This is a genomic window from Snodgrassella sp. W8124, assembly GCF_016100875.1.
Classification (GTDB): domain Bacteria; phylum Pseudomonadota; class Gammaproteobacteria; order Burkholderiales; family Neisseriaceae; genus Snodgrassella; species Snodgrassella alvi.
Genome location: NZ_JACFRP010000002.1, coordinates 143357 through 162040 on the forward strand (window position 1 = coordinate 143357; position 18684 = coordinate 162040).

Consider the following 18684-nt stretch of genomic DNA (forward strand, 5'->3'; position numbering starts at 1 on the left):
TGAGTATGGCACGTTATACCGGCCCGAAATGTAAATTAGCCCGTCGTGAGGGCACAGATCTGTTTCTGAAGAGTGCACGTCGCTCTCTGGATTCAAAATGTAAACTAGACTCTGCTCCCGGCCAGCATGGCGCAAAAAAACCGCGTTTGTCCGGCTATGGTCTGCAATTACGTGAAAAACAGAAAATCCGCCGTATTTACGGTGTGTTAGAACGTCAGTTCCGCCGTTATTTTGCTGAAGCAGCCCGTCGTAAAGGTTCGACTGGTGAATTGCTGCTTCAGTTATTGGAATCTCGTTTAGACAACGTGGTATACCGTATGGGGTTTGGCTCTACTCGTGCCGAAGCCCGTCAGTTGGTATCTCACAAAGCCATTACCGTGAACGGTCAGGTTGTAAACATCCCTTCTTTTCAGGTGAAAGCTGGTGATGTGGTTGCTGTTCGCGAAAAAGCCAAAAAACAGGTGCGAATTCAGGAAGCATTCAGTCTTGCCAGTCAGATTGGTTTACCAAGCTGGGTTTCTGTTGAAGAAGGCAAGCTGGAAGGTGTTTTCAAAAACATGCCAGATCGCACTGAATTGAGTGGCGATATTAATGAACAGCTGGTGGTAGAGTTTTACTCTAAATAAAGCTGGTTAAGTGAGGACAGTTAAATGCAAAACACATCCGAATTCTTGAAGCCACGTCAAATTGACGTTGACACCTTGTCTGCTACCCGTGCCAAAGTGTCTATGGAGCCTTTTGAACGTGGTTTCGGCCATACCTTGGGTAATGCTTTGCGTCGTATCTTACTGTCATCAATGAATGGTTATGCGTCGACAGAAGTAACGATTGAAGGCGTATTGCATGAATATTCTACACTTGACAGCGTTCAGGAGGATGTTGTTGATATTCTGCTGAACCTGAAAGGTGTAGTATTTAAAGTGCATGGCCGCACAGAAGTAACTTTAAGTTTGAAAAAATCAGGTGCCGGTGTTGTTACCGCAGCTGATATTGAGTTACCTCATGATGTCGAAATTGTTAACCCTGATCATGTTATCTGCCACCTGTCTGAAGGTGGTAGTATCAATATGGAAATTAAGGTTGAACAAGGCAGAGGCTATGAGTCTGTGTCAGGCCGTCGTAATAAAGACGACCACAAACGTATCGGCGCTATTCAACTAGATGCAAGCTTTTCGCCTATCAGTCGTGTCAGCTTTGAAGTAGAACCTGCTCGTGTTGAGCAGCGTACTGATTTAGATCGTCTGGTTCTGGATATTGAAACTAACGGTGCTATTGACCCTGAAGAAGCAGTTCGCAATGCGGCCTGTATTTTAATTGATCAAATGTCAATTTTTGCAGATTTACAGGGTACTCCAGTTACCGTGGTAGAAGAGAAAGAACCACCGATTGATCCGATTCTGCTTCGTCCAGTTGATGATCTGGAGTTGACCGTTCGTTCAGCAAACTGCTTGAAAGCTGAAGATATTTACTATATTGGCGATTTGATTCAACGCACAGAGACTGAATTGTTGAAAACCCCGAATCTGGGTAGAAAATCTCTGAACGAAATCAAGGAAGTCCTGGCTTCCAAAGGATTGACGTTGGGTTCAAAACTGGAAGCCTGGCCGCCGGCCAGTCTGGAAAAGCCACAAGTTTGATGATTAAAGGATAATGACATGCGTCATCGTAATGGTAACCGCAAATTAAATCGCACCAGTAGTCATCGCGCTGCTATGTTGCGTAATATGGCCAATTCTTTATTGACTCACGAAACAATTGTAACTACTTTGCCGAAAGCAAAAGAGTTGCGTCGTGTAGCTGAACCATTGATTACTTTAGGTAAAAAGCCTTCACTGGCTAATCATCGTTTAGCTTTTAATCGTACACGTGATCGTGATGTTGTTGTTAAATTGTTCAATGAGTTAGGCCCGCGCTTTGCTAATCGGAATGGTGGCTATCTGCGCATATTGAAGTATGGCTTCCGTAAAGGCGATAATGCTCCGCTGGCTCTGGTTGAGTTGGTTGAGAAAGCACCTGAATCTGAAGCTGTAGCTGAGTAATCAGGCTTCACGAACAAGCCAGCCATTAGGCTGGCTTGTTTCATTTTGATTTTTTGCTTTATGGTTTTGTGAATAGTTTAAAAATGTGTATTTATTTAGTAGTTGAGATGTATTAATTCAGTATATATCTATAAATTTTATTAGGTACGATTCACTACTTTTTTCATCATAGAGTAAGTGTAGTTTTTTGTTATGATGCTGAAAATATAGTTATTTTAGGAATTAATCAATACACAAATAAAAAGCTGATTTTTGAAACGAATTTAAATTACTTGTTTAGTGTAAGTTTATTACCGTAATTCTATTTAAATATATTTGTTTGATTTAATAAGTTTGTATTTGCTGTTTTAGCTTTTCAGAATTCGTTTTTCTTAAAAAGCTGCTGTTTATCTCTCTTCTGCGTATAATTATTGACTCTTAGCTGACTATTGTTATTTAAGGAGAAATCATGAAATATTTACGTTTAGTATTGTTGAGCCTGATTTTTTTATCCTCTTCATTAGTATGGGCAGGTCGTGTTTTACCTAATGATATTCATATAGTTGTATTGAAACAAGCAGAAGGACAGCAGGTTGTATTAGGGACGGCAAAAAAGGCATGGTTACGTACGTTAAGTCTGGGCTTAGTTAAAGGTAATAAAACATTTCAATTAAGCAGGGGAGTACGTATACATGATACAAATAATCGTTTTGTTACGTATAACAATTTATACAAATTTAAGAATGCAACGATAGCAGTGCGGGTTGACAGAGCAAATCAGATTCAGGAAATCTGGGTACTGACTGATGAAGAGCAGGACGCATTAGTAAGACCTAATAATCCGCAGGTTGAATAATTATTGTAGGTGTTATGAAAAAAGTATTTATACGAACCTTTGGTTGTCAGATGAATGAATACGACAGTGAAAAAATGCTGTCTGTTCTGGCAGAAGGGCAACCTTTAGAACGAACTGACAGGGCTGAAGATGCAGATATTATTCTTTTTAATACCTGCTCGGTTCGGGAAAAGGCTCAGGAAAAAGTATTTTCAGATTTGGGTCGTATCCGACCTTTGAAAGTTAAAAATCCGGATTTAATTATCGGTGTCGGTGGTTGTGTGGCTTCACAAGAAGGTGAGGCGATTATTCAGCGCGCACCTTATGTGGATGTGGTTTTCGGTCCTCAGACTTTGCATCGTTTACCACAAATGATTCTCGATAAAGAAACCAGTGGTCTGTCACAGGTAGATATTTCTTTTCCGGAAATAGAAAAATTTGATCATTTACCGCCTGCACGTGTTGAAGGTGGAGCAGCGTTCGTATCTATTATGGAAGGCTGTTCCAAATATTGCAGTTTTTGTGTTGTACCCTATACGCGCGGAGAGGAATTTTCACGTCCACTTGACGATGTGCTTACTGAAATTGCTGGTCTGGCACAACAGGGTGTCAAAGAAATTAATCTGCTGGGACAAAACGTAAACGCCTATCGCGGCGATATGGGTGATGGTGAAATCTGTGATTTCGCAACGTTGCTGCGCATAGTGCATGAGATACCCGGTATTGAACGCATGCGCTTTACGACCAGCCACCCGCGAGAATTTTCTGATGCAATCATTGAGTGTTATCGTGATTTACCTAAGCTGGTATCACATTTGCATCTTCCGGTACAGTCTGGTTCCGACCGTGTTTTAATGGCAATGAAACGTGGCTATACAGCCTTAGAGTATAAACATATTATCCGTAAGTTGCGGGCTATCCGGCCGGATTTATGTTTAAGTTCAGACTTTATTGTTGGCTTTCCGGGAGAAACTGAGCGTGAGTTTGAGCAAACTCTGAAGTTAGTACAAGACCTGGCTTTTGATTTAAGCTTTGTATTTATCTATAGTCCGCGTCCGGGAACACCGGCAGCAAATTTACCGGATGATACTCCTCATGCTGAAAAAGTACGTCGTCTGGAAGCATTAAATACAGTGATTGAAGCTGAGACAGCGCGTATTAATCAATCTATGCTTGGTAGTGTACAGCGCTGTCTTGTAGAAGGTGTGTCTAAAAAAGATCCTGATCAGTTACAGGCGCGTACAGCAAATAACCGGGTAGTTAATTTTACGGGGCATCCTCGTCTGATTAATCAGATGGTAGAGCTGGAAATCACTGAGGCACATACTTTTTCTTTACGCGGAAAAATGGTTTTAGCCGATTAAGTAATTAATCTTTCTAATAAGGGGAAACGCTGCATTAATCCATTTATCTGGATACCGGAACATGTACATTAATACAGTATAAAGGCTGTGCTTGTTGTCGGAATGTAATGCTATATTTGTTTGTTTTTTCGTCTGGTTATCAGTAAAAATTTATTAATGATAACCGGTTTTGTCTGGCCTTTGTTCGGTATTAAAAGGAATTGGCATGAGCCCAGCGGGTACTTCTTTTCTGGATCGTTTTTTTAAAATTAAAGAAAGTGGCAGCAGTGTGCGCACTGAGGTGTTAGCCGGTCTGACTACTTTTTTGGCAATGAGCTATATTCTGGTAGTTAATCCTTCCATTCTTAAGGATGCGGGAATGGATTTTGGTGCGGTATTTGTGGCTACCTGTATTTCTTCAGCTTTTGCCTGCATGATGATGGGATTGGTAGCTAATTATCCGATCGCACTCGCGCCCGGTATGGGACTGAATGCTTATTTTACTTATGCTGTTGTAAAAGGTATGGGTATATCATGGCAGGTAGCACTGGGTGCAGTTTTTGTTTCCGGTATTGTTTTTATTATCTTAAGCCTGTTTAAGGTGCGCGAAGCGATTGTTAATTCATTACCGAATTCTCTCAAGTATTCTATTGGCGGCGGTATTGGTTTATTTCTGGCTCTGGTAGCGCTCAAAAGTGCCAAAGTAGTGGTATCTAATCCGGACACTCTGGTCAGTCTGGGTGATATTCATTCTCCTCAGGTGTTGCTGACGATCGTGGGCTTTTGTTTTATCGTTACTTTGGAGCATTTCCGCATACGTGGCGGAATTATTATCGGTATTTTGGTAATTACGGCTATTGCTTCAGTAGCAGGTCTTAATGAATTTAAGGGAGTATTTGCGCCGGTACCCTCTCTGGCTCCTACCTTTTTACAGCTGGATTTTCATGATTTATTTAACATGAGTCTGGTTAGCGTTATTTTTGTGTTTTTCTTTGTGGATTTATTTGACAGTACCGGTGTTCTGATTGGTGTTGCCGGACGCGCCGGTTTGTTGGTGGATGGCAAATTACCACGGGTAAAAAAAGCGTTGCTGGCCGATTCAACGGCAATTGTAGTCGGTGCCGGGCTGGGTACTTCTTCTACTACTGCTTATGTAGAGTCGGCAGCCGGAGCAGCTGCAGGCGGCCGTACAGGTCTGACAGCAGTGGTGGTTGGTCTTCTGATGCTGGCCAGTTTGTGGTTTTCCAAGCTTGCTGCCAGTGTACCGGCATATGCAACTGCGCCTGCTTTGTTATATGTGGGTGTACTGATGATGCGCAGTATGACGGAAATTGACTGGAAAGATGTATCTGAAGCTGCACCAGCATTTTTTACACTGATTTTTATGCCTTTCGCTTATTCAATTGCAGATGGTATTGCAATGGGTTTTATTAGTTATGCACTAATTAAACTGTTCTGTGGCAGAGTTAAAGAAGTTTCTTATATGGTGTGGATTATTGCTGTACTATGGGCTTTTAAATTGCTCTGGTTAGGTGCATAGACAGTTCGGTTTGTTAACAGGCAGCCGTTGGGCTGCCTAAATATTTTATGGTTTTTGTTCTTCGGGCTGATGTATCAATGTAATAAGATTCATGTAACGATTAAATAAATGCAGAGGGAGAAATTATGTCTTTAATCGATGAAATTATGGACTTTAATCAAAGATTTGTTGATGCAGAAGAGTATGAGCAATTTTTTACAGATAAATATCCGGAAAAAAATCTGGCGATTGTTTCCTGTATGGACGCACGGATTCTGGATTTATTACCCCGTGCTCTGGGATTGAAGAATGGAGATGCTAAGGTAATTCGTAACGCCGGTGCTTTAGTCACCCATCCCTGGGGTTCCGTGATGCGTTCATTACTAGTGGCTGTATTTGAAATGAATGTAACTGAAATTATGGTGATCGGGCATTATGATTGCGGCATGCAGGAATTACATGTGCCTGATATGCTTGACAGAATGCGCGCCCGGGGGATCAGCGATGAGCGCCTTGAAATTCTGGAAAATGCCGGCGTAGATTTCCATAAATGGTTAACTGATTTTGATTGTGTGGAAGATGCTATTATGCATTCGGTGAATATGATACGTAAGCATCCTCTGATGCCCAGTGAGATTAGGGTACATGGTCTGGTTATTCATCCGATTACCGGTAAGCTGAATATTGTGGTTAACGGAAATAAAGTATGAAACGTATCGGTTTGTTCGGCGGTACTTTTGATCCTCCGCATAATGGGCATATTCATATTGCACAGGGTTTTGCGGATGAGTTAATGCTGGATAATGTTATTTTTATTCCGGCTGGTGATCCGTATCATAAACCGACAGTTATCTGTACACCGGCACTACAACGTCTTGCTATGGTGGAAAGGGCAATTAGTACAGACAAACGTTTTAGTGTGTCTGATTGCGATGTACTACGTAATGGACCTACATATACTATTGATACGGTATCTCTGTTTCGTCAGGTATTTCCGCAGACTCAGTTATGGTGGTTGCTGGGAATGGATTCATTGTTGCAATTACCTCACTGGCATCGTTATCAGGCTCTGCTACAAAGTGTGAATCTGGCAATTGCTCAGCGCGGTCAACAGAGATTAACCGATTTGCCGGAATCATTGCAGCAATGGTTGCCAGATGCACTGGCTAAAAATATGACTGTACCGGATGGTAGTGATGGCGGACGTGCAGTTTTATTACAAACATCATTTTTACCAGTCAGCTCAACTGATATTCGTGCAAAATGGTCATCAGGTCATCATGATGATGTTCCAGAGACTGTGGCTGAATACATCGACCATGAAGGTCTTTATCAGGCATAATTTATATTTATAGAGTATTTCTAAGCTGGAAATGCTTTTAACATAATAGGGTATTTTACTATATGGATGAAAATCTTATCGCTCAATGGGAAAATATGGTAGCCGTTAGCGTTAATGCACTTGAAGATATTAAAGGAAAAGATATTATTGTGCTGGATACTTCAGCACAAACTTCACTGTTTTCACGCATGATTATTGCCAGTGGTGACAGTACACGTCAGGTGAAAGCTCTGGCCAATAATGTGGCTGTCGATTTGAAAGAGGCTGGTTATGAAATTATCAGCACTGAAGGTCTTGATAGCGGTGAATGGGCATTGGTTGATGCTGGTGATCTGGTTGTGCATGTTATGCAGCCAGCAGTACGCGATTATTATGATATTGAAGCTTTGTGGGGTGGTGAAAAACCTTCCTTTCATGCAGGGGCAGCTAAGCCATGGCAGGCTGCAGATTGATTTGTGCCGGATACTAATTTTACTGGAATTGAATGAATATTACTGTGCTGGCGGTAGGAACGAAAATGCCGCAATGGGTAGATTATGCTGTAACCGATTACAGTAAAAGATTTGGTCGTGAAATTCAGTTTCAGCTTAAAGAAATCAAGCCGGAAAAGCGTGGTCCCGGAACGAGTACAGCGCAGGCAATGGCTGCAGAAGAGGCGCGTATTGTTGCAGCCATTCCTGCGCATAGTTACCTGATAGTTCTGGATGAGCGCGGAAAAGCCCCTACTTCGATGGAACTCGCTGACTGGTTAAAAAAATGGCAGCATCAGGGTGATAATCTGTGTTTTGTTATTGGTGGTGCCGATGGTATGACCGATAGTTTAAAACAGCGGGCGAATTTGTTATTGCGGCTCTCCAGTCTTACTTTACCTCATGGTATGGTGCGGGTATTGCTGACAGAGCAGCTTTATCGTGCACAGTCGATTCTGCATAATCATCCTTATCATCGTGAGTAATTCAATAGTGTTGATTGGTAATTTAAGATTGAATTGTTTTGATTGACTGAAATTATTTGGATGAATCCGGATAAAAATAATTTATCGTCATACAATGAAATACCCCCGTGCAGGGGGTATGCTGGTATATAATTACTCTGCATTTATTTGGCAGGTATTTGATCTGTCATCCGGATTAATAAATTAATAATAAGCAAAGTCTGATCATGAATCCTACACCACTGCTTGATACCATTGATTTACCGCAGGATGTTCGTCGTTTACAAAAAACACAGTTACCTGAGCTGGCCGATGAATTACGCGCCTATTTACTGGAATCAGTAAGTAAAACAGGTGGACACTTTGCCAGTAATCTGGGGGCTGTTGAGTTAACTGTTGCTTTGCATTTTGTATATCAGACGCCATATGACCATCTGATTTGGGATGTAGGGCATCAGAGTTATCCGCATAAAATTCTGACCGGACGTAAGCAACGCATGAATACAATGCGGCAATGCGGTGGTCTGGCCGGTTTTCCTAAACGCAGCGAGTCTGAATACGATGTGTTTGGCGTTGGTCATTCCTCTACTTCGATTGGTGCTGCTCTGGGTATGGCTGTTGCTGATAAATTACAGCATAAAACCAATCGTAGTGTGGCTATTATTGGTGACGGGGCAATGACGGCGGGACAGGCATTTGAAGCGTTGAATAATGCCGGGGATATGGACATTGATTTGCTGGTTATTCTCAACGATAACGAAATGTCTATTTCACCCAATGTGGGAGCTTTACCCAAATATTTAGCGAAAAATCCTTTGCATGATGTAAAAGACTTAGTGAAATCTATCAAGCACAAATCAGAAAAAGTGCTGAGTCTGGTTCCGGGCGCTCTGGATGTGGCTCAGCGGGTAGAAAATAAAATTAAGGGGCTGATTGAAGAAAGCACCAGCTCCGAAACTTTATCATTATTTGATAATTTTGGATTTACCTATTCCGGTCCGGTTGACGGGCATGATGTGATTCAGCTGGTAGATGTATTGCAGGAAATGCGCAGCCGTAAAGGACCGCAATTGTTGCATATTATTACTAAAAAAGGGCATGGCTATAAACTGGCAGAAAATGATCCGGTTGCATTCCATGCTGTCAGTGCATTTGATCCTCAGCAGGGTTTGCATTCATCTGCCGAAGCTGCTAAACCCACTTATACACAGATTTTTAGTCAGTGGATAATTGATCAGGCCGCGGCAGACAATAAATTACTGGCCATTACTCCGGCAATGCGTGAAGGCAGTGGTTTGGTAGAGTTTGAGAAGCGTTACCCTGAACGTTATTTTGATGTTGGTATTGCAGAACAGCATGCAGTTACTTTTGCTGCCGGACTTGCCTGTGAGCAGATGAAGCCGGTTGTAGCAATTTATTCAACTTTTCTGCAACGTGCTTACGATCAGCTGATTCATGATGTGGCATTACAGAATTTGCCGGTTTTGTTTGCTATTGATCGCGGCGGAGTTGTCGGTGCAGATGGTCCGACACATGCGGGTGTCTATGATTTAAGCTATTTGCGCTGTGTACCCAATCTGGTAATTGCTGTTCCTAGTGATGAACGCGAATGCCGTTTACTATTATCAAGCTGCTATCAGCTTAATCAGCCGGCGGCTGTGCGTTATCCGCGTGGTATGGGTACCGGTATCGAAGCGGGATCAGATTTGTCCACAGTAGCAATTGGTAAGGGATTAGTACGCCGTAAAGGAAGTAAAATTGCTTTGGTAGCGTTTGGTAGCATGGTACAACCGGCACTGACTGTAGCTAATGCTATTGATGCTACAGTAGCAGATATGCGTTTTGTCAAACCACTGGATAAAGAGTTATTAGTACAGCTTGCAGCAGAACATGATTATATAGTTACGCTTGAAGAAAACAGTAAAATTGGTGGTGCAGGAAGTGCTGTGCTTGAAGCTCTAACACAGCATAATCTGACTAAACCCGTTTTGACACTCGGAATTCCTGATATTGTTACTGAACATGGTGATACAGCACGATTGTTAGCGCAAATGGGATTAAGTGCAGAAAAAATTCAGCAACAAATTCTTCAATGGATAGAATAATTGTTATCTGAATAGTATCCGGCAGCTTAATAGAGTTTTTTATCTTAATAAAACTTTATTAAGCTGCTCTTTTAGTATGATGGACTGTATTTGTAGCTTTCAATATCTTCCTGCCAGTTAACTGTACCTAAGATCATTTAACTTCACACAAAATAAAATAAATATTGCCAGCAAGCTTTAAAATCACTTTAAATATCACCTGTAATTTGCTTGTGGTTATTTGACCAACAAGTCGACAGGCTGTTTTATATCTTCTTATCCAAGTGCTGACATTTTGACATAGTCGCTTTATTACAGCAGAGATAAATATAAATAGATAGCATAAAATTTATTATATTCTGGCCTGTTGGTTAGTATTTTACACATAATTGATTAATCGGTATTTAACCGATGCAGCAACTATCTATTTCGAACATCTGAAAGCAAGTCGCGGAATACAAACTGAGCTATAGTATTATCTGGCTAAAACTATTTTATATTTAAGAAATAATTTTTTTAAATTAATCAATGTACTAGATTAATAATATTATTTATATTTGGAGTGAGTGCCTAAAAAATGTACAATATTTAGATATTTATTCTTCTTTCTCCGTTTGATTTAGCAATTATGCAAATTGGTTGTTATCAGCTTGCTACTCCGTTTGCCTTAGCTCCGATGGCAGGTATAACTGATAAACCTTTCCGTCAGTTATGCCGTGAATTTGGTGCAGGCTGGGCTGTAAGTGAAATGATTACCAGTGATCCTTATTTACAGAAAACTCGTAAGACTTTGCAGCGGGCAGACTACGACGGTGAAAGCGGGGTCAGGGTAGTACAGATTGCGGGTAGTGATCCGCAGCAGCTGGCCGAGGCTGCCTGCTATAATGTAGCCCGTGGTGCTGAAGTAATTGATATTAATATGGGCTGCCCGGCAAAAAAAGTATGTAATGTATTGGCTGGCAGTGCTCTATTACAAAATGAATCGCTGGTTAAGGCTATTTTGCAAACCGTTGTCGGCGCAGTTGATGTTCCGGTAACGCTGAAAACCCGTCTGGGATGGGATGACGATCATTGTAATATTTTAACCATTGCGCAAATAGCTGAACAGGCAGGGATTACAGCTCTTGCTATCCACGGCCGAACACGAACGCAAATGTACCGGGGAACGGCAAGTTATGATCTGATTACACAAGTACGACAGCAGATAAACCTACCATTATGGGTTAACGGTGATATTACCAGCCCGCAAAAAGCGATTGATATAAAACAACAAACCGGCGCCGATGGTGTGATGATCGGGCGCGCTGCACAGGGACAGCCATGGTTGTTCCGTGATTTGGTATATTACTATAAGCATGGTTGTTTACCGCAGGCACTGACCGTAGCGGAGCATGCACAGATTATAGTTAATCATGTTTCTGCTATACATGATTTTTACGGGATATTTACGGGGGTGCGCATTGCCCGTAAACATATTGGCTGGTATGTGTCCGGTCTGCCAGAAGGTGAAATTTTTCGCAGACAGGTGAGCACGACAGATGATGCGCAAATACAGTTGCGGCTGGTTAATGATTTTCTGGACAGGCAAGTAGCACAATTAACAGAGTGGCCATGTGATTACCGTGAGCAATAAGCAGTTTGCCCTGAGTTATATAAGGAAAATGTAAATGAGTGAAATGCCTAAAGTTAGTATCGCTCAATGTATAGAGGCAAATGTACGTCAATATTTTGCTGATCTTGATGGTGAAACACCTTGTGCAGTATATGATATGGTATTACAGCAGATGGAACTACCGCTATTACGTTGTGTAATGGACGTATGTGATAACAATCAGACACGTGCAGCACAAATTCTTGGTTTGAACCGCAATACTTTACGTAAAAAATTAATCCAGCATCATCTGCTGGATTAAATCAGTAATATTCGCATATTAAGGGAGAAATCATGGCTGTAATCAAACGGGCACTGCTGAGTGTATCAGACAAAACAGGTGTAATTGAATTTGCGCATCAGCTGGCACAACTGGGGGTTGAATTACTGTCAACCGGCGGCACAGCCAGTTTACTGGCTGATGCCGGTATTGCTGTCACTGAAGTGGCAGACTATACGGGTTTTCCGGAAATGCTGGACGGACGGGTTAAAACATTACATCCGAAAATTCATGGCGGTATTCTGGGACGACGTGACTGTCCTGAGCATGTAGCACAAATGGCAGAGCATGATATTGGAACCATTGATCTGGTTTGTGTAAATTTGTATCCATTTGCGGCAACAGTAGCTAAACCTGACTGCACACTGGAAGATGCTATTGAAAACATTGATATTGGTGGTCCGACAATGGTGCGTTCTGCAGCCAAAAACTGGCGGGATGTAGCCATTGTTACAGATTATCATGATTATGAAGCCGTTATTGCCGAAATACAGCAGCTTGGCAGTTTATCTATGCAAACGCGTTTTAATCTGGCACGAAAAGCTTTTGCCCATACAGCTCAATATGACGGCATGATCACTAATTACCTGACTTGTATTGACGATAAGAATCTGTCTGGAAAGCCGCAATTACACACTTTTCCCCAGCAATATAATCAGAACTGGTTGAAAGTGCAGGATTTACGCTATGGAGAAAATCCTCATCAGCAGGCAGCATTTTATCGTGATGTGAAGCCGGCTGCCGGTAGTCTGGCTAATTATCAGCAATTGCAAGGCAAAGAATTATCGTATAACAATATTGCTGATGCCGATGCAGCATGGGAAGCTGTTAAATCTTTTACTCAGCCAGCCTGTGTTATCGTTAAGCATGCTAACCCTTGCGGAGTAGCAGTTGCAGCGGATACGTTAACTGCTTACCGTCTGGCATTTGCTACCGATACAACCAGTGCATTTGGCGGTATTATCGCGTTTAACCGTGAGGTAGATGCAGCAACAGTAGAAGCAGTTACCGGTCAGTTTCTTGAGGTATTAATGGCACCCGGATTTACTGCAGAGGCAAAAACCATTATTGCTGCTAAAAAAAATGTACGTGTGCTTGAAATTCCCTTGTCAGCCGGAGCCAATCAGTTTGAATTAAAGCGTGTTGGCGGTGGTCTGCTGGTACAGACACCGGATAATCATCAGATCGAAAAAGCACAATTGCAGGTAGTCACATTACGTTCACCGACTGAACAGGAAATGCATGATTTACTGTTTGTATGGAAAGTAGCGAAATACGTAAAATCGAATGCAATTGTTTTTGGTAAAGGCGGTCAAACCTACGGTATCGGGGCAGGTCAGATGAGCAGGGTCGATTCAACCAGAATCGCTGCCCGTAAGGCACAGGATGCAGGTTTTGAGCTGGCAGGTGCCTGTGCTGCCTCAGATGCATTTTTTCCTTTCAGAGATGGCGTAGATGTAATTGCTGCGCAGGGTATTAAAGCCATTATTCAGCCTGGCGGTTCTGTACGGGATGAAGAGGTGATTAATGCTGCCAATGAGCATGGTATAGCAATGGTCGTAACCGGAGTACGTCACTTTCGCCATTAATATACAGTATTAGTGCAGCAAAAAAATAATCTATGGAACTGCTTGCTTATTTAATAATCGGTGCGGTAGCCGGCTTTGCTGCCGGTCTGTTCGGAGTAGGCGGCGGTTTAATTGTTGTTCCTATACTCTATATAGTCTTTATGCATGCGGGCTATGGTGAAGCTGTCACCATGCATCTTGCGCTTGGCACATCCCTGGCCACTATTATGGTTACATCAGTCAGTTCCATGCTGGCTCATAATAAAAATCATGCAGTGCTCTGGCCGGTGGTAGGACGGTTAACTCCTGGACTTGTATTTGGCTCATTCGCAGGTGCGGCTATTGCCGATGCTTTATCCGGTCAGAAACTGCAACTGGTTATCGGTATTTTTACTTTGTTCGTTGGCAGCAATATGTTTCGCAGTGCCCGGGTAAAATCCAGCAGACAGAACAGGCCGTTAATTAATCCACGCTGGCACTGGTTTGCAGGTGTTGTTATTGGCCTGGCATCTGCTTTATTTGGTATCGGAGGCGGAAGTTTAACAGTGCCTTATCTGAATCGAAGCGGAATAGCAATGCAACAGGCAGTAGGATCCTCCGCTGCATGTGGTTTGCCGATTGCGATTGCTGGGGCATTAGGCTTTATATTCTTTGGAGCGCATGAACACATTGATATAGCTCATACCATTGGTTATGTTCATATTTACGCATTTATTGGTATAAGTATTATGAGCTTTATCACTGCCAAACAGGGTGCTAAAGTAGCTCATCGGCTTTCACCGACAATGCTGAAACAATGTTTTGCCTGTTTATTATTGTTCATGAGTATATATTTTTTAAGCAAAGCACTATTCTTATAAATTTGTAGCAAAATAAGAGAAAATAATGGCTTTACAAATTCAAGTGATACCAGTAACACCATTTCAACAAAATGCAGCATTGCTTTGGGATGATGTCAGCAGGGAAGCAGTACTAACTGATGTTGGCGGAGAGTCTGAACGTTTATTATCAGCAGTCAGCCAGCACCAGCTTAAACTGCAGGCTATCTGGTTAACACACGGACATCTTGATCATGCCAGTGGTGTAGCCGATTTAACTGAGCAGCAAAGTGTTCCCGTGCTGGGGCCGCATCAGTCTGATGATTATTGGTTGCAGGCATTACCTGAAATTACCGCTAATTATGGTTTTCCGGTTAGTAAACCACTTACTCCCACACGCTGGTTGGAAGATGGCGATGAATTATCCGTTGGTGAACATAAATTTATTGTTTATCACATACCCGGTCATACGCCCGGTCATGTTGTGTTTTACAATCAGGAAAATAACTTATTGATCGCCGGTGATGTTTTATTCCGTGAATCTATCGGCCGTACTGATTTCCCGGGCGGAAATCATGCTGATTTAATTCATGGGATTCAAAGTAAACTACTAACTTTGCCTGATAGTACTCGTATTTTGCCGGGGCATGGTCCTATGACCACTATCGGTCATGAGAAACTGCATAATCCGTATTTACGCTAATTAGGCTTACATTTAACTGACAAAAAGTTCAAATTTATCCTGCAAAACCTGATTATTGAAGCTTTAATGCAAATATGCAGAATTATGTATTCTGAATTGAACCAGATCATTTTGTTTGCCGATTGGCTTTTGAATCAGGCACAAACTGAGTTCTGATAATCTCTTTTTAGTTTAATTATATGCACAAACAGTACTAAGTATCTGTTACGTTTTTATTCCATGGCGCAACTTTTATTAATAGCAGCATACCGGGGAATGCCAGAAAAAAGCATAACCAGAAAAAATTGACATAGCCCAGCCAGTTAATCAGATAACCGGTTGTTGCATTAAATAAAGTTCTTGGTACTGCCGCCAGACTGGTGAACAATGCCAGTTGTGTGGCAGTAAAGGCAGGGTTGGTTTCACGTGCCATATAAGCCACAAAAGCAGCCGTACCCAAACCCACACCAATTGCTTCAACGCCAATAACGGTTGCCAGCATTAACTGCTGCTTTAAACTGATTACGGCAAAAGGTCCCTGACTTGCCAGCCAGACAAATCCCAATATAGAAAAAACCTGTACCAGTCCGAATAGCCATAAAGCACGATTAATACCTAATTTAATCATCCAAATCCCGCCCAGAATACCAGCAATAATTGTTGGCCACAAGCCGGCATTTTTAGCAATCAGACCGATATCTATTTTACTGAAGCCCATATCTAAATAAAAAGGTGTAGCCAGCGCAGTAGCCATATTGTCACCCAGTTTATACAAAAAAATAAAACACAGTATCAGCAAAGCATTTTTAATACCTTTACGATTAAAAAATTCATTAAAAGGAGCAATAACTGTCTGATTAAAAGATTTGTGAGTAATTACAGGAAGTTTGGGTTCTTGTGTCAGAAAGAAGGTCATAAATAGACCAGGAAGCATAAATAGTGCGGTAATGGCGAATACTGTCGACCATGGATGTGTCTCAGCCAGAATCAATGATAAAGAGCCCGGTATAACTGAGGCAATACGATAGGCATAAACATGAATCGCATTACCTAATCCTAACTCATTATCCTGCAATATTTCACGCCGGAAAGCATCCAAAACAATATCCTGACTGGCCGCAAAAAAGGCTACGAACACAGACAGAATTTTTATAGTTGTCATATTCTGATTAGGATTAAGCCCGATGTAGCCGAGTAAAGTCAGCAATAATGCAATTTGTGTGATAAACATCCAGCCACGCCGTCTACCCAGCCATGGTAATTTAACTAAATCCATCAATGGTGACCATAAAAATTTCCAGGTAAAAGGCAGACCGAAAATGGAAAATGAAGCAATAGTTGCCAAATCTATATGTTCACTATGTAACCATGCCGGAATCAGATTAATCAGAAAATAATAGGGCAAACCAGAGCTGAAACCTGTAAATATACATATCAGCATATGTCGGCTAAAAATTCTGCGTAATAATGAAACAGATGATTGAGAATCAGTTTGAGTCATTCGGATACAACCCAGCATCAAATGATATATGCCTGAAAGACTGCATAAATATTAATTATTTATGTAATTGGCAAGATGGTTAAAAATACTGTCTGTCAACAGCTCTTGTACGTTAGTTTATAATTTAAGTTACTGATATACATTTAAACAAAATCATATTTAAATCATCAACATCAAAAATAAATGGTGAACTATTTTCAAAGTGAATCAGGAATAGACAGAGTTAATTCCTCCTCGTCTTCTTCTGGGGTTTGATAATGTTCTGGTAAACATTTACTGCTTTGTACACCTAATTGACGTAATTTATTGGCTTTACTAACCAGATTACCACGTCCGTTTACTAATTGCCCCATTGCTTTCTGAAATTGTCCCTGAGCCTGATCCAGATTTTTACCTACACCTTCTAGCGTATTCACAAAACCAACAAATTTGTCATATAGTTTGCCACCTTCTTTGGCTATAGCCAAAGCATTCTGGTTTTGCTGTTCATTACGCCAGATATGGGCAATTGTACGTAATGTGGCCAGTAAGGTGCTGGGGCCGACCAGCATAATCCGTTTCTGAAAACAATCATCAAAAAGTTGATTATCCTGTTGCAAGGCAAGTAAATATGCCGGTTCAACCGGAATAAACATGAACACAAAATCCAGTGTATTTAACCCGTCAATTTCATCATAGTTCTTAGCTGAAAGATCCTTAATATGCTGGCGTACTGACTGAATATGAGCTGCCAGTGCTTTGGTGGCAGAAGCGGGGTCTGTTGCCTGAGTATAGCGTACATAAGCAGTTAACGAAGTTTTTGCATCAATAACGATCTGTTTATTGTCCGGTAAATTCACCAGTACATCCGGTTGCAGCCGGCGCTGCCGGCCATCCTCATCAATAACAGTAGAGGATGCCTGTAAAACATATTCACGCCCTTTATGTAAGCCTGAATTTTCCAGCACTTTTTCCAGAATCATTTCGCCCCAGTTACCCTGATTTTTATTCTGGGTACCAGTTAATGCATCCGTAAGTGCTTTAGCATCATTGTGCAGCTGCGCATTTAACTGCTGTAAATGTTTCAGTTCAGTTTCAAGAGTAGTGCGCTCTTTAGCTTCTTTTTCATAAGTATTTTGTACAAGTTGACTAAATCCCTGCATACGTTCATGTAAGGGAGTTAATAACTGATTAAGACTGGTTTGATTCTGTTCACTGAAACGTTTACTTTTTTCTTCAAGTATATCATTGGCCAGTGCTTTAAACTGATCAGTCAGACTAACACGGGCTTCATTAAGCAAAGTTAGCTTTTCATCATAAGTTTCACGTTCATGCTTTAATTGTGTAGCCAGACGACTATTTTCCACACGCACATGATTTAATTCTTCCTGTACCTTTAGAAACTCTTCTTCACGCAAATGCCACTCCTCACTACGTAACTGCCAGTCTTGTAGTTGCTGTTCTGCTGCTGCCAGTTGGGTAGAAACAGACCGGCATATTTGCTGTTCCCGCTCTAAAGCACTCTGAATATCGGTTAATTGAGCATTAACAGCTTCGGCTGCACTTAAACGTTTATGTACGATCTGTAACTCTTGGCGGCAATTACAAAGCTCAGCATTATAATTCTGATTGATTTGGTGTAGATTATTTACTTCTGCTTGGATTCGACTTAGATCATTTTGGGCTTCAGATAAGAGAATATGTCCGGCCTGGCGTTCCTGTAACAACTTTTGGCGTGAAAATAGATATAATATACAAATGATTAAGATAAATAAAAATATCAAAATTAGCCAGGTCATAATGGTCATGATTTATTAAAATTTATAGCAAACAACAGTGTTAAATAATAGCATTTATTTAACACTGACATCGAATAATTCAGTGTTGTAATGTGAAGATTAGACTAAACCTATTGATGAGCTACTGAAAAATAGTTATGTGAATATTGAATTCGTATATTCTATTTATATTAAGTATATTTAAAATGTTAAAAGCATATAAAATAATAAAATTTATAAGTAGTATCAAAATAATCGATATTTATTAATGAATTCTGTATTTGGTTTTATTTTTTGCAGATATCTGTATTTAATATGCTGAAATAATAAAAAGATATCATAAAACCCAAAT

General features: G+C 41.1%; 17 protein-coding genes and 1 pseudogene. 16 read left to right on the forward strand and 2 right to left on the reverse strand.

Translation table 11 applies throughout. The features are described 5' to 3' along the window. The first annotated feature begins 5 nt into the window (after positions 1–5). The 16 genes from rpsD to H3U73_RS08660 all read left to right on the forward strand — a co-directional run bounded on the left by rpsD (position 6) and on the right by H3U73_RS08660 (position 15095). Complete coding sequence (gene rpsD, locus H3U73_RS08585) at positions 6–626, forward strand: 30S ribosomal protein S4 (RefSeq protein ID WP_025331687.1); 621 nt, start codon at positions 6–8, stop codon at positions 624–626. A 24-nt stretch (positions 627–650) separates the two neighbouring features. Continuing rightward, positions 651–1637 (forward strand): DNA-directed RNA polymerase subunit alpha, encoded by a 987-nt coding sequence (rpoA, locus tag H3U73_RS08590; protein WP_025331686.1) that lies wholly within the window; start codon positions 651–653, stop codon positions 1635–1637. 18 nt (positions 1638–1655) lie between these two features. Then, positions 1656–2039 (forward strand): 50S ribosomal protein L17, encoded by a 384-nt coding sequence (rplQ, locus tag H3U73_RS08595; RefSeq protein WP_025331685.1) that lies wholly within the window; start codon positions 1656–1658, stop codon positions 2037–2039. Between the two features lie 448 nt (positions 2040–2487). Then, on the forward strand, positions 2488–2874 hold the full coding sequence (locus H3U73_RS08600; RefSeq protein ID WP_025331684.1) for a hypothetical protein: 387 nt from the start codon (positions 2488–2490) through the stop codon (positions 2872–2874). Positions 2875–2888: 14 nt separating this feature from the next. Further along, a complete protein-coding gene (gene miaB / locus H3U73_RS08605) occupies positions 2889–4217 on the forward strand; it encodes a tRNA (N6-isopentenyl adenosine(37)-C2)-methylthiotransferase MiaB (RefSeq protein WP_037394635.1) in 1329 nt (442 codons plus the stop codon). A gap of 205 nt (positions 4218–4422) precedes the next feature. Then, the gene (locus H3U73_RS08610) at positions 4423–5736 is read left to right on the forward strand and encodes an NCS2 family permease (protein ID WP_037475034.1); all 1314 of its coding nucleotides are present in this window, start codon (positions 4423–4425) and stop codon (positions 5734–5736) included. A gap of 125 nt (positions 5737–5861) precedes the next feature. Next, positions 5862–6425 (forward strand): carbonic anhydrase, encoded by a 564-nt coding sequence (locus H3U73_RS08615; protein ID WP_025331681.1) that lies wholly within the window; start codon positions 5862–5864, stop codon positions 6423–6425. Beyond that, entirely contained in the window at positions 6422–7057 is a 636-nt protein-coding gene (gene nadD / locus H3U73_RS08620) for a nicotinate-nucleotide adenylyltransferase (RefSeq protein ID WP_025331680.1), read from the forward strand. The genes H3U73_RS08615 and nadD overlap by 4 nt, the downstream gene beginning before the upstream one ends. A 62-nt stretch (positions 7058–7119) precedes the next feature. After that, the gene (rsfS, locus tag H3U73_RS08625; protein ID WP_025331679.1) at positions 7120–7509 is read left to right on the forward strand and encodes a ribosome silencing factor; all 390 of its coding nucleotides are present in this window, start codon (positions 7120–7122) and stop codon (positions 7507–7509) included. Positions 7510–7541: 32 nt separating this feature from the next. Beyond that, on the forward strand, positions 7542–8012 hold the full coding sequence (gene rlmH, locus H3U73_RS08630; protein ID WP_084548685.1) for a 23S rRNA (pseudouridine(1915)-N(3))-methyltransferase RlmH: 471 nt from the start codon (positions 7542–7544) through the stop codon (positions 8010–8012). A gap of 206 nt (positions 8013–8218) precedes the next feature. Then, entirely contained in the window at positions 8219–10096 is a 1878-nt protein-coding gene (gene dxs, locus H3U73_RS08635) for a 1-deoxy-D-xylulose-5-phosphate synthase (protein ID WP_198190394.1), read from the forward strand. 607 nt (positions 10097–10703) lie between these two features. After that, on the forward strand, positions 10704–11708 hold the full coding sequence (gene dusB, locus H3U73_RS08640) for a tRNA dihydrouridine synthase DusB (RefSeq protein WP_198190395.1): 1005 nt from the start codon (positions 10704–10706) through the stop codon (positions 11706–11708). Between the two features lie 43 nt (positions 11709–11751). Further along, positions 11752–11988, forward strand: coding sequence for a Fis family transcriptional regulator (locus tag H3U73_RS08645; protein ID WP_037394816.1), 237 nt, complete (start codon positions 11752–11754; stop codon positions 11986–11988). A 32-nt stretch (positions 11989–12020) separates the two neighbouring features. Next, the gene (purH, locus tag H3U73_RS08650; RefSeq protein WP_198190396.1) at positions 12021–13595 is read left to right on the forward strand and encodes a bifunctional phosphoribosylaminoimidazolecarboxamide formyltransferase/IMP cyclohydrolase; all 1575 of its coding nucleotides are present in this window, start codon (positions 12021–12023) and stop codon (positions 13593–13595) included. A 32-nt stretch (positions 13596–13627) separates the two neighbouring features. Next, entirely contained in the window at positions 13628–14434 is an 807-nt protein-coding gene (locus H3U73_RS08655; RefSeq protein WP_084550963.1) for a sulfite exporter TauE/SafE family protein, read from the forward strand. 25 nt (positions 14435–14459) lie between these two features. Continuing rightward, positions 14460–15095, forward strand: coding sequence for an MBL fold metallo-hydrolase (locus H3U73_RS08660; RefSeq protein ID WP_084550965.1), 636 nt, complete (start codon positions 14460–14462; stop codon positions 15093–15095). A 193-nt stretch (positions 15096–15288) separates the two neighbouring features. Here H3U73_RS08660 and H3U73_RS08665 read toward each other — a convergent pair whose 3' ends face one another. Next, complete coding sequence (locus H3U73_RS08665; protein ID WP_232336248.1) at positions 15289–16575, reverse strand: AmpG family muropeptide MFS transporter; 1287 nt, start codon at positions 16573–16575, stop codon at positions 15289–15291. Between the two features lie 266 nt (positions 16576–16841). Continuing rightward, a pseudogene (locus H3U73_RS08670) lies at positions 16842–17924 on the reverse strand (DNA recombination protein RmuC); the annotation flags it as partial. Positions 17925–18684 lie beyond the last annotated feature (760 nt).

What these genes read in the sequence shown, in the direction of transcription:
- rpsD (WP_025331687.1), top strand. Translation starts at nt 6, where the DNA reads ATGGCACGTTATACCGGCCCGAAATGTAAATTAGCCCGTCGTGAGGGC.
- rpoA (WP_025331686.1), top strand. Translation starts at nt 651, where the DNA reads ATGCAAAACACATCCGAATTCTTGAAGCCACGTCAAATTGACGTTGAC.
- rplQ (WP_025331685.1), top strand. Translation starts at nt 1,656, where the DNA reads ATGCGTCATCGTAATGGTAACCGCAAATTAAATCGCACCAGTAGTCAT.
- H3U73_RS08600 (WP_025331684.1), top strand. Translation starts at nt 2,488, where the DNA reads ATGAAATATTTACGTTTAGTATTGTTGAGCCTGATTTTTTTATCCTCT.
- miaB (WP_037394635.1), top strand. Translation starts at nt 2,889, where the DNA reads ATGAAAAAAGTATTTATACGAACCTTTGGTTGTCAGATGAATGAATAC.
- H3U73_RS08610 (WP_037475034.1), top strand. Translation starts at nt 4,423, where the DNA reads ATGAGCCCAGCGGGTACTTCTTTTCTGGATCGTTTTTTTAAAATTAAA.
- H3U73_RS08615 (WP_025331681.1), top strand. Translation starts at nt 5,862, where the DNA reads ATGTCTTTAATCGATGAAATTATGGACTTTAATCAAAGATTTGTTGAT.
- nadD (WP_025331680.1), top strand. Translation starts at nt 6,422, where the DNA reads ATGAAACGTATCGGTTTGTTCGGCGGTACTTTTGATCCTCCGCATAAT.
- rsfS (WP_025331679.1), top strand. Translation starts at nt 7,120, where the DNA reads ATGGATGAAAATCTTATCGCTCAATGGGAAAATATGGTAGCCGTTAGC.
- rlmH (WP_084548685.1), top strand. Translation starts at nt 7,542, where the DNA reads ATGAATATTACTGTGCTGGCGGTAGGAACGAAAATGCCGCAATGGGTA.
- dxs (WP_198190394.1), top strand. Translation starts at nt 8,219, where the DNA reads ATGAATCCTACACCACTGCTTGATACCATTGATTTACCGCAGGATGTT.
- dusB (WP_198190395.1), top strand. Translation starts at nt 10,704, where the DNA reads ATGCAAATTGGTTGTTATCAGCTTGCTACTCCGTTTGCCTTAGCTCCG.
- H3U73_RS08645 (WP_037394816.1), top strand. Translation starts at nt 11,752, where the DNA reads ATGCCTAAAGTTAGTATCGCTCAATGTATAGAGGCAAATGTACGTCAA.
- purH (WP_198190396.1), top strand. Translation starts at nt 12,021, where the DNA reads ATGGCTGTAATCAAACGGGCACTGCTGAGTGTATCAGACAAAACAGGT.
- H3U73_RS08655 (WP_084550963.1), top strand. Translation starts at nt 13,628, where the DNA reads ATGGAACTGCTTGCTTATTTAATAATCGGTGCGGTAGCCGGCTTTGCT.
- H3U73_RS08660 (WP_084550965.1), top strand. Translation starts at nt 14,460, where the DNA reads ATGGCTTTACAAATTCAAGTGATACCAGTAACACCATTTCAACAAAAT.
- H3U73_RS08665 (WP_232336248.1), bottom strand. Translation starts at nt 16,575, where the DNA reads ATGACTCAAACTGATTCTCAATCATCTGTTTCATTATTACGCAGAATT.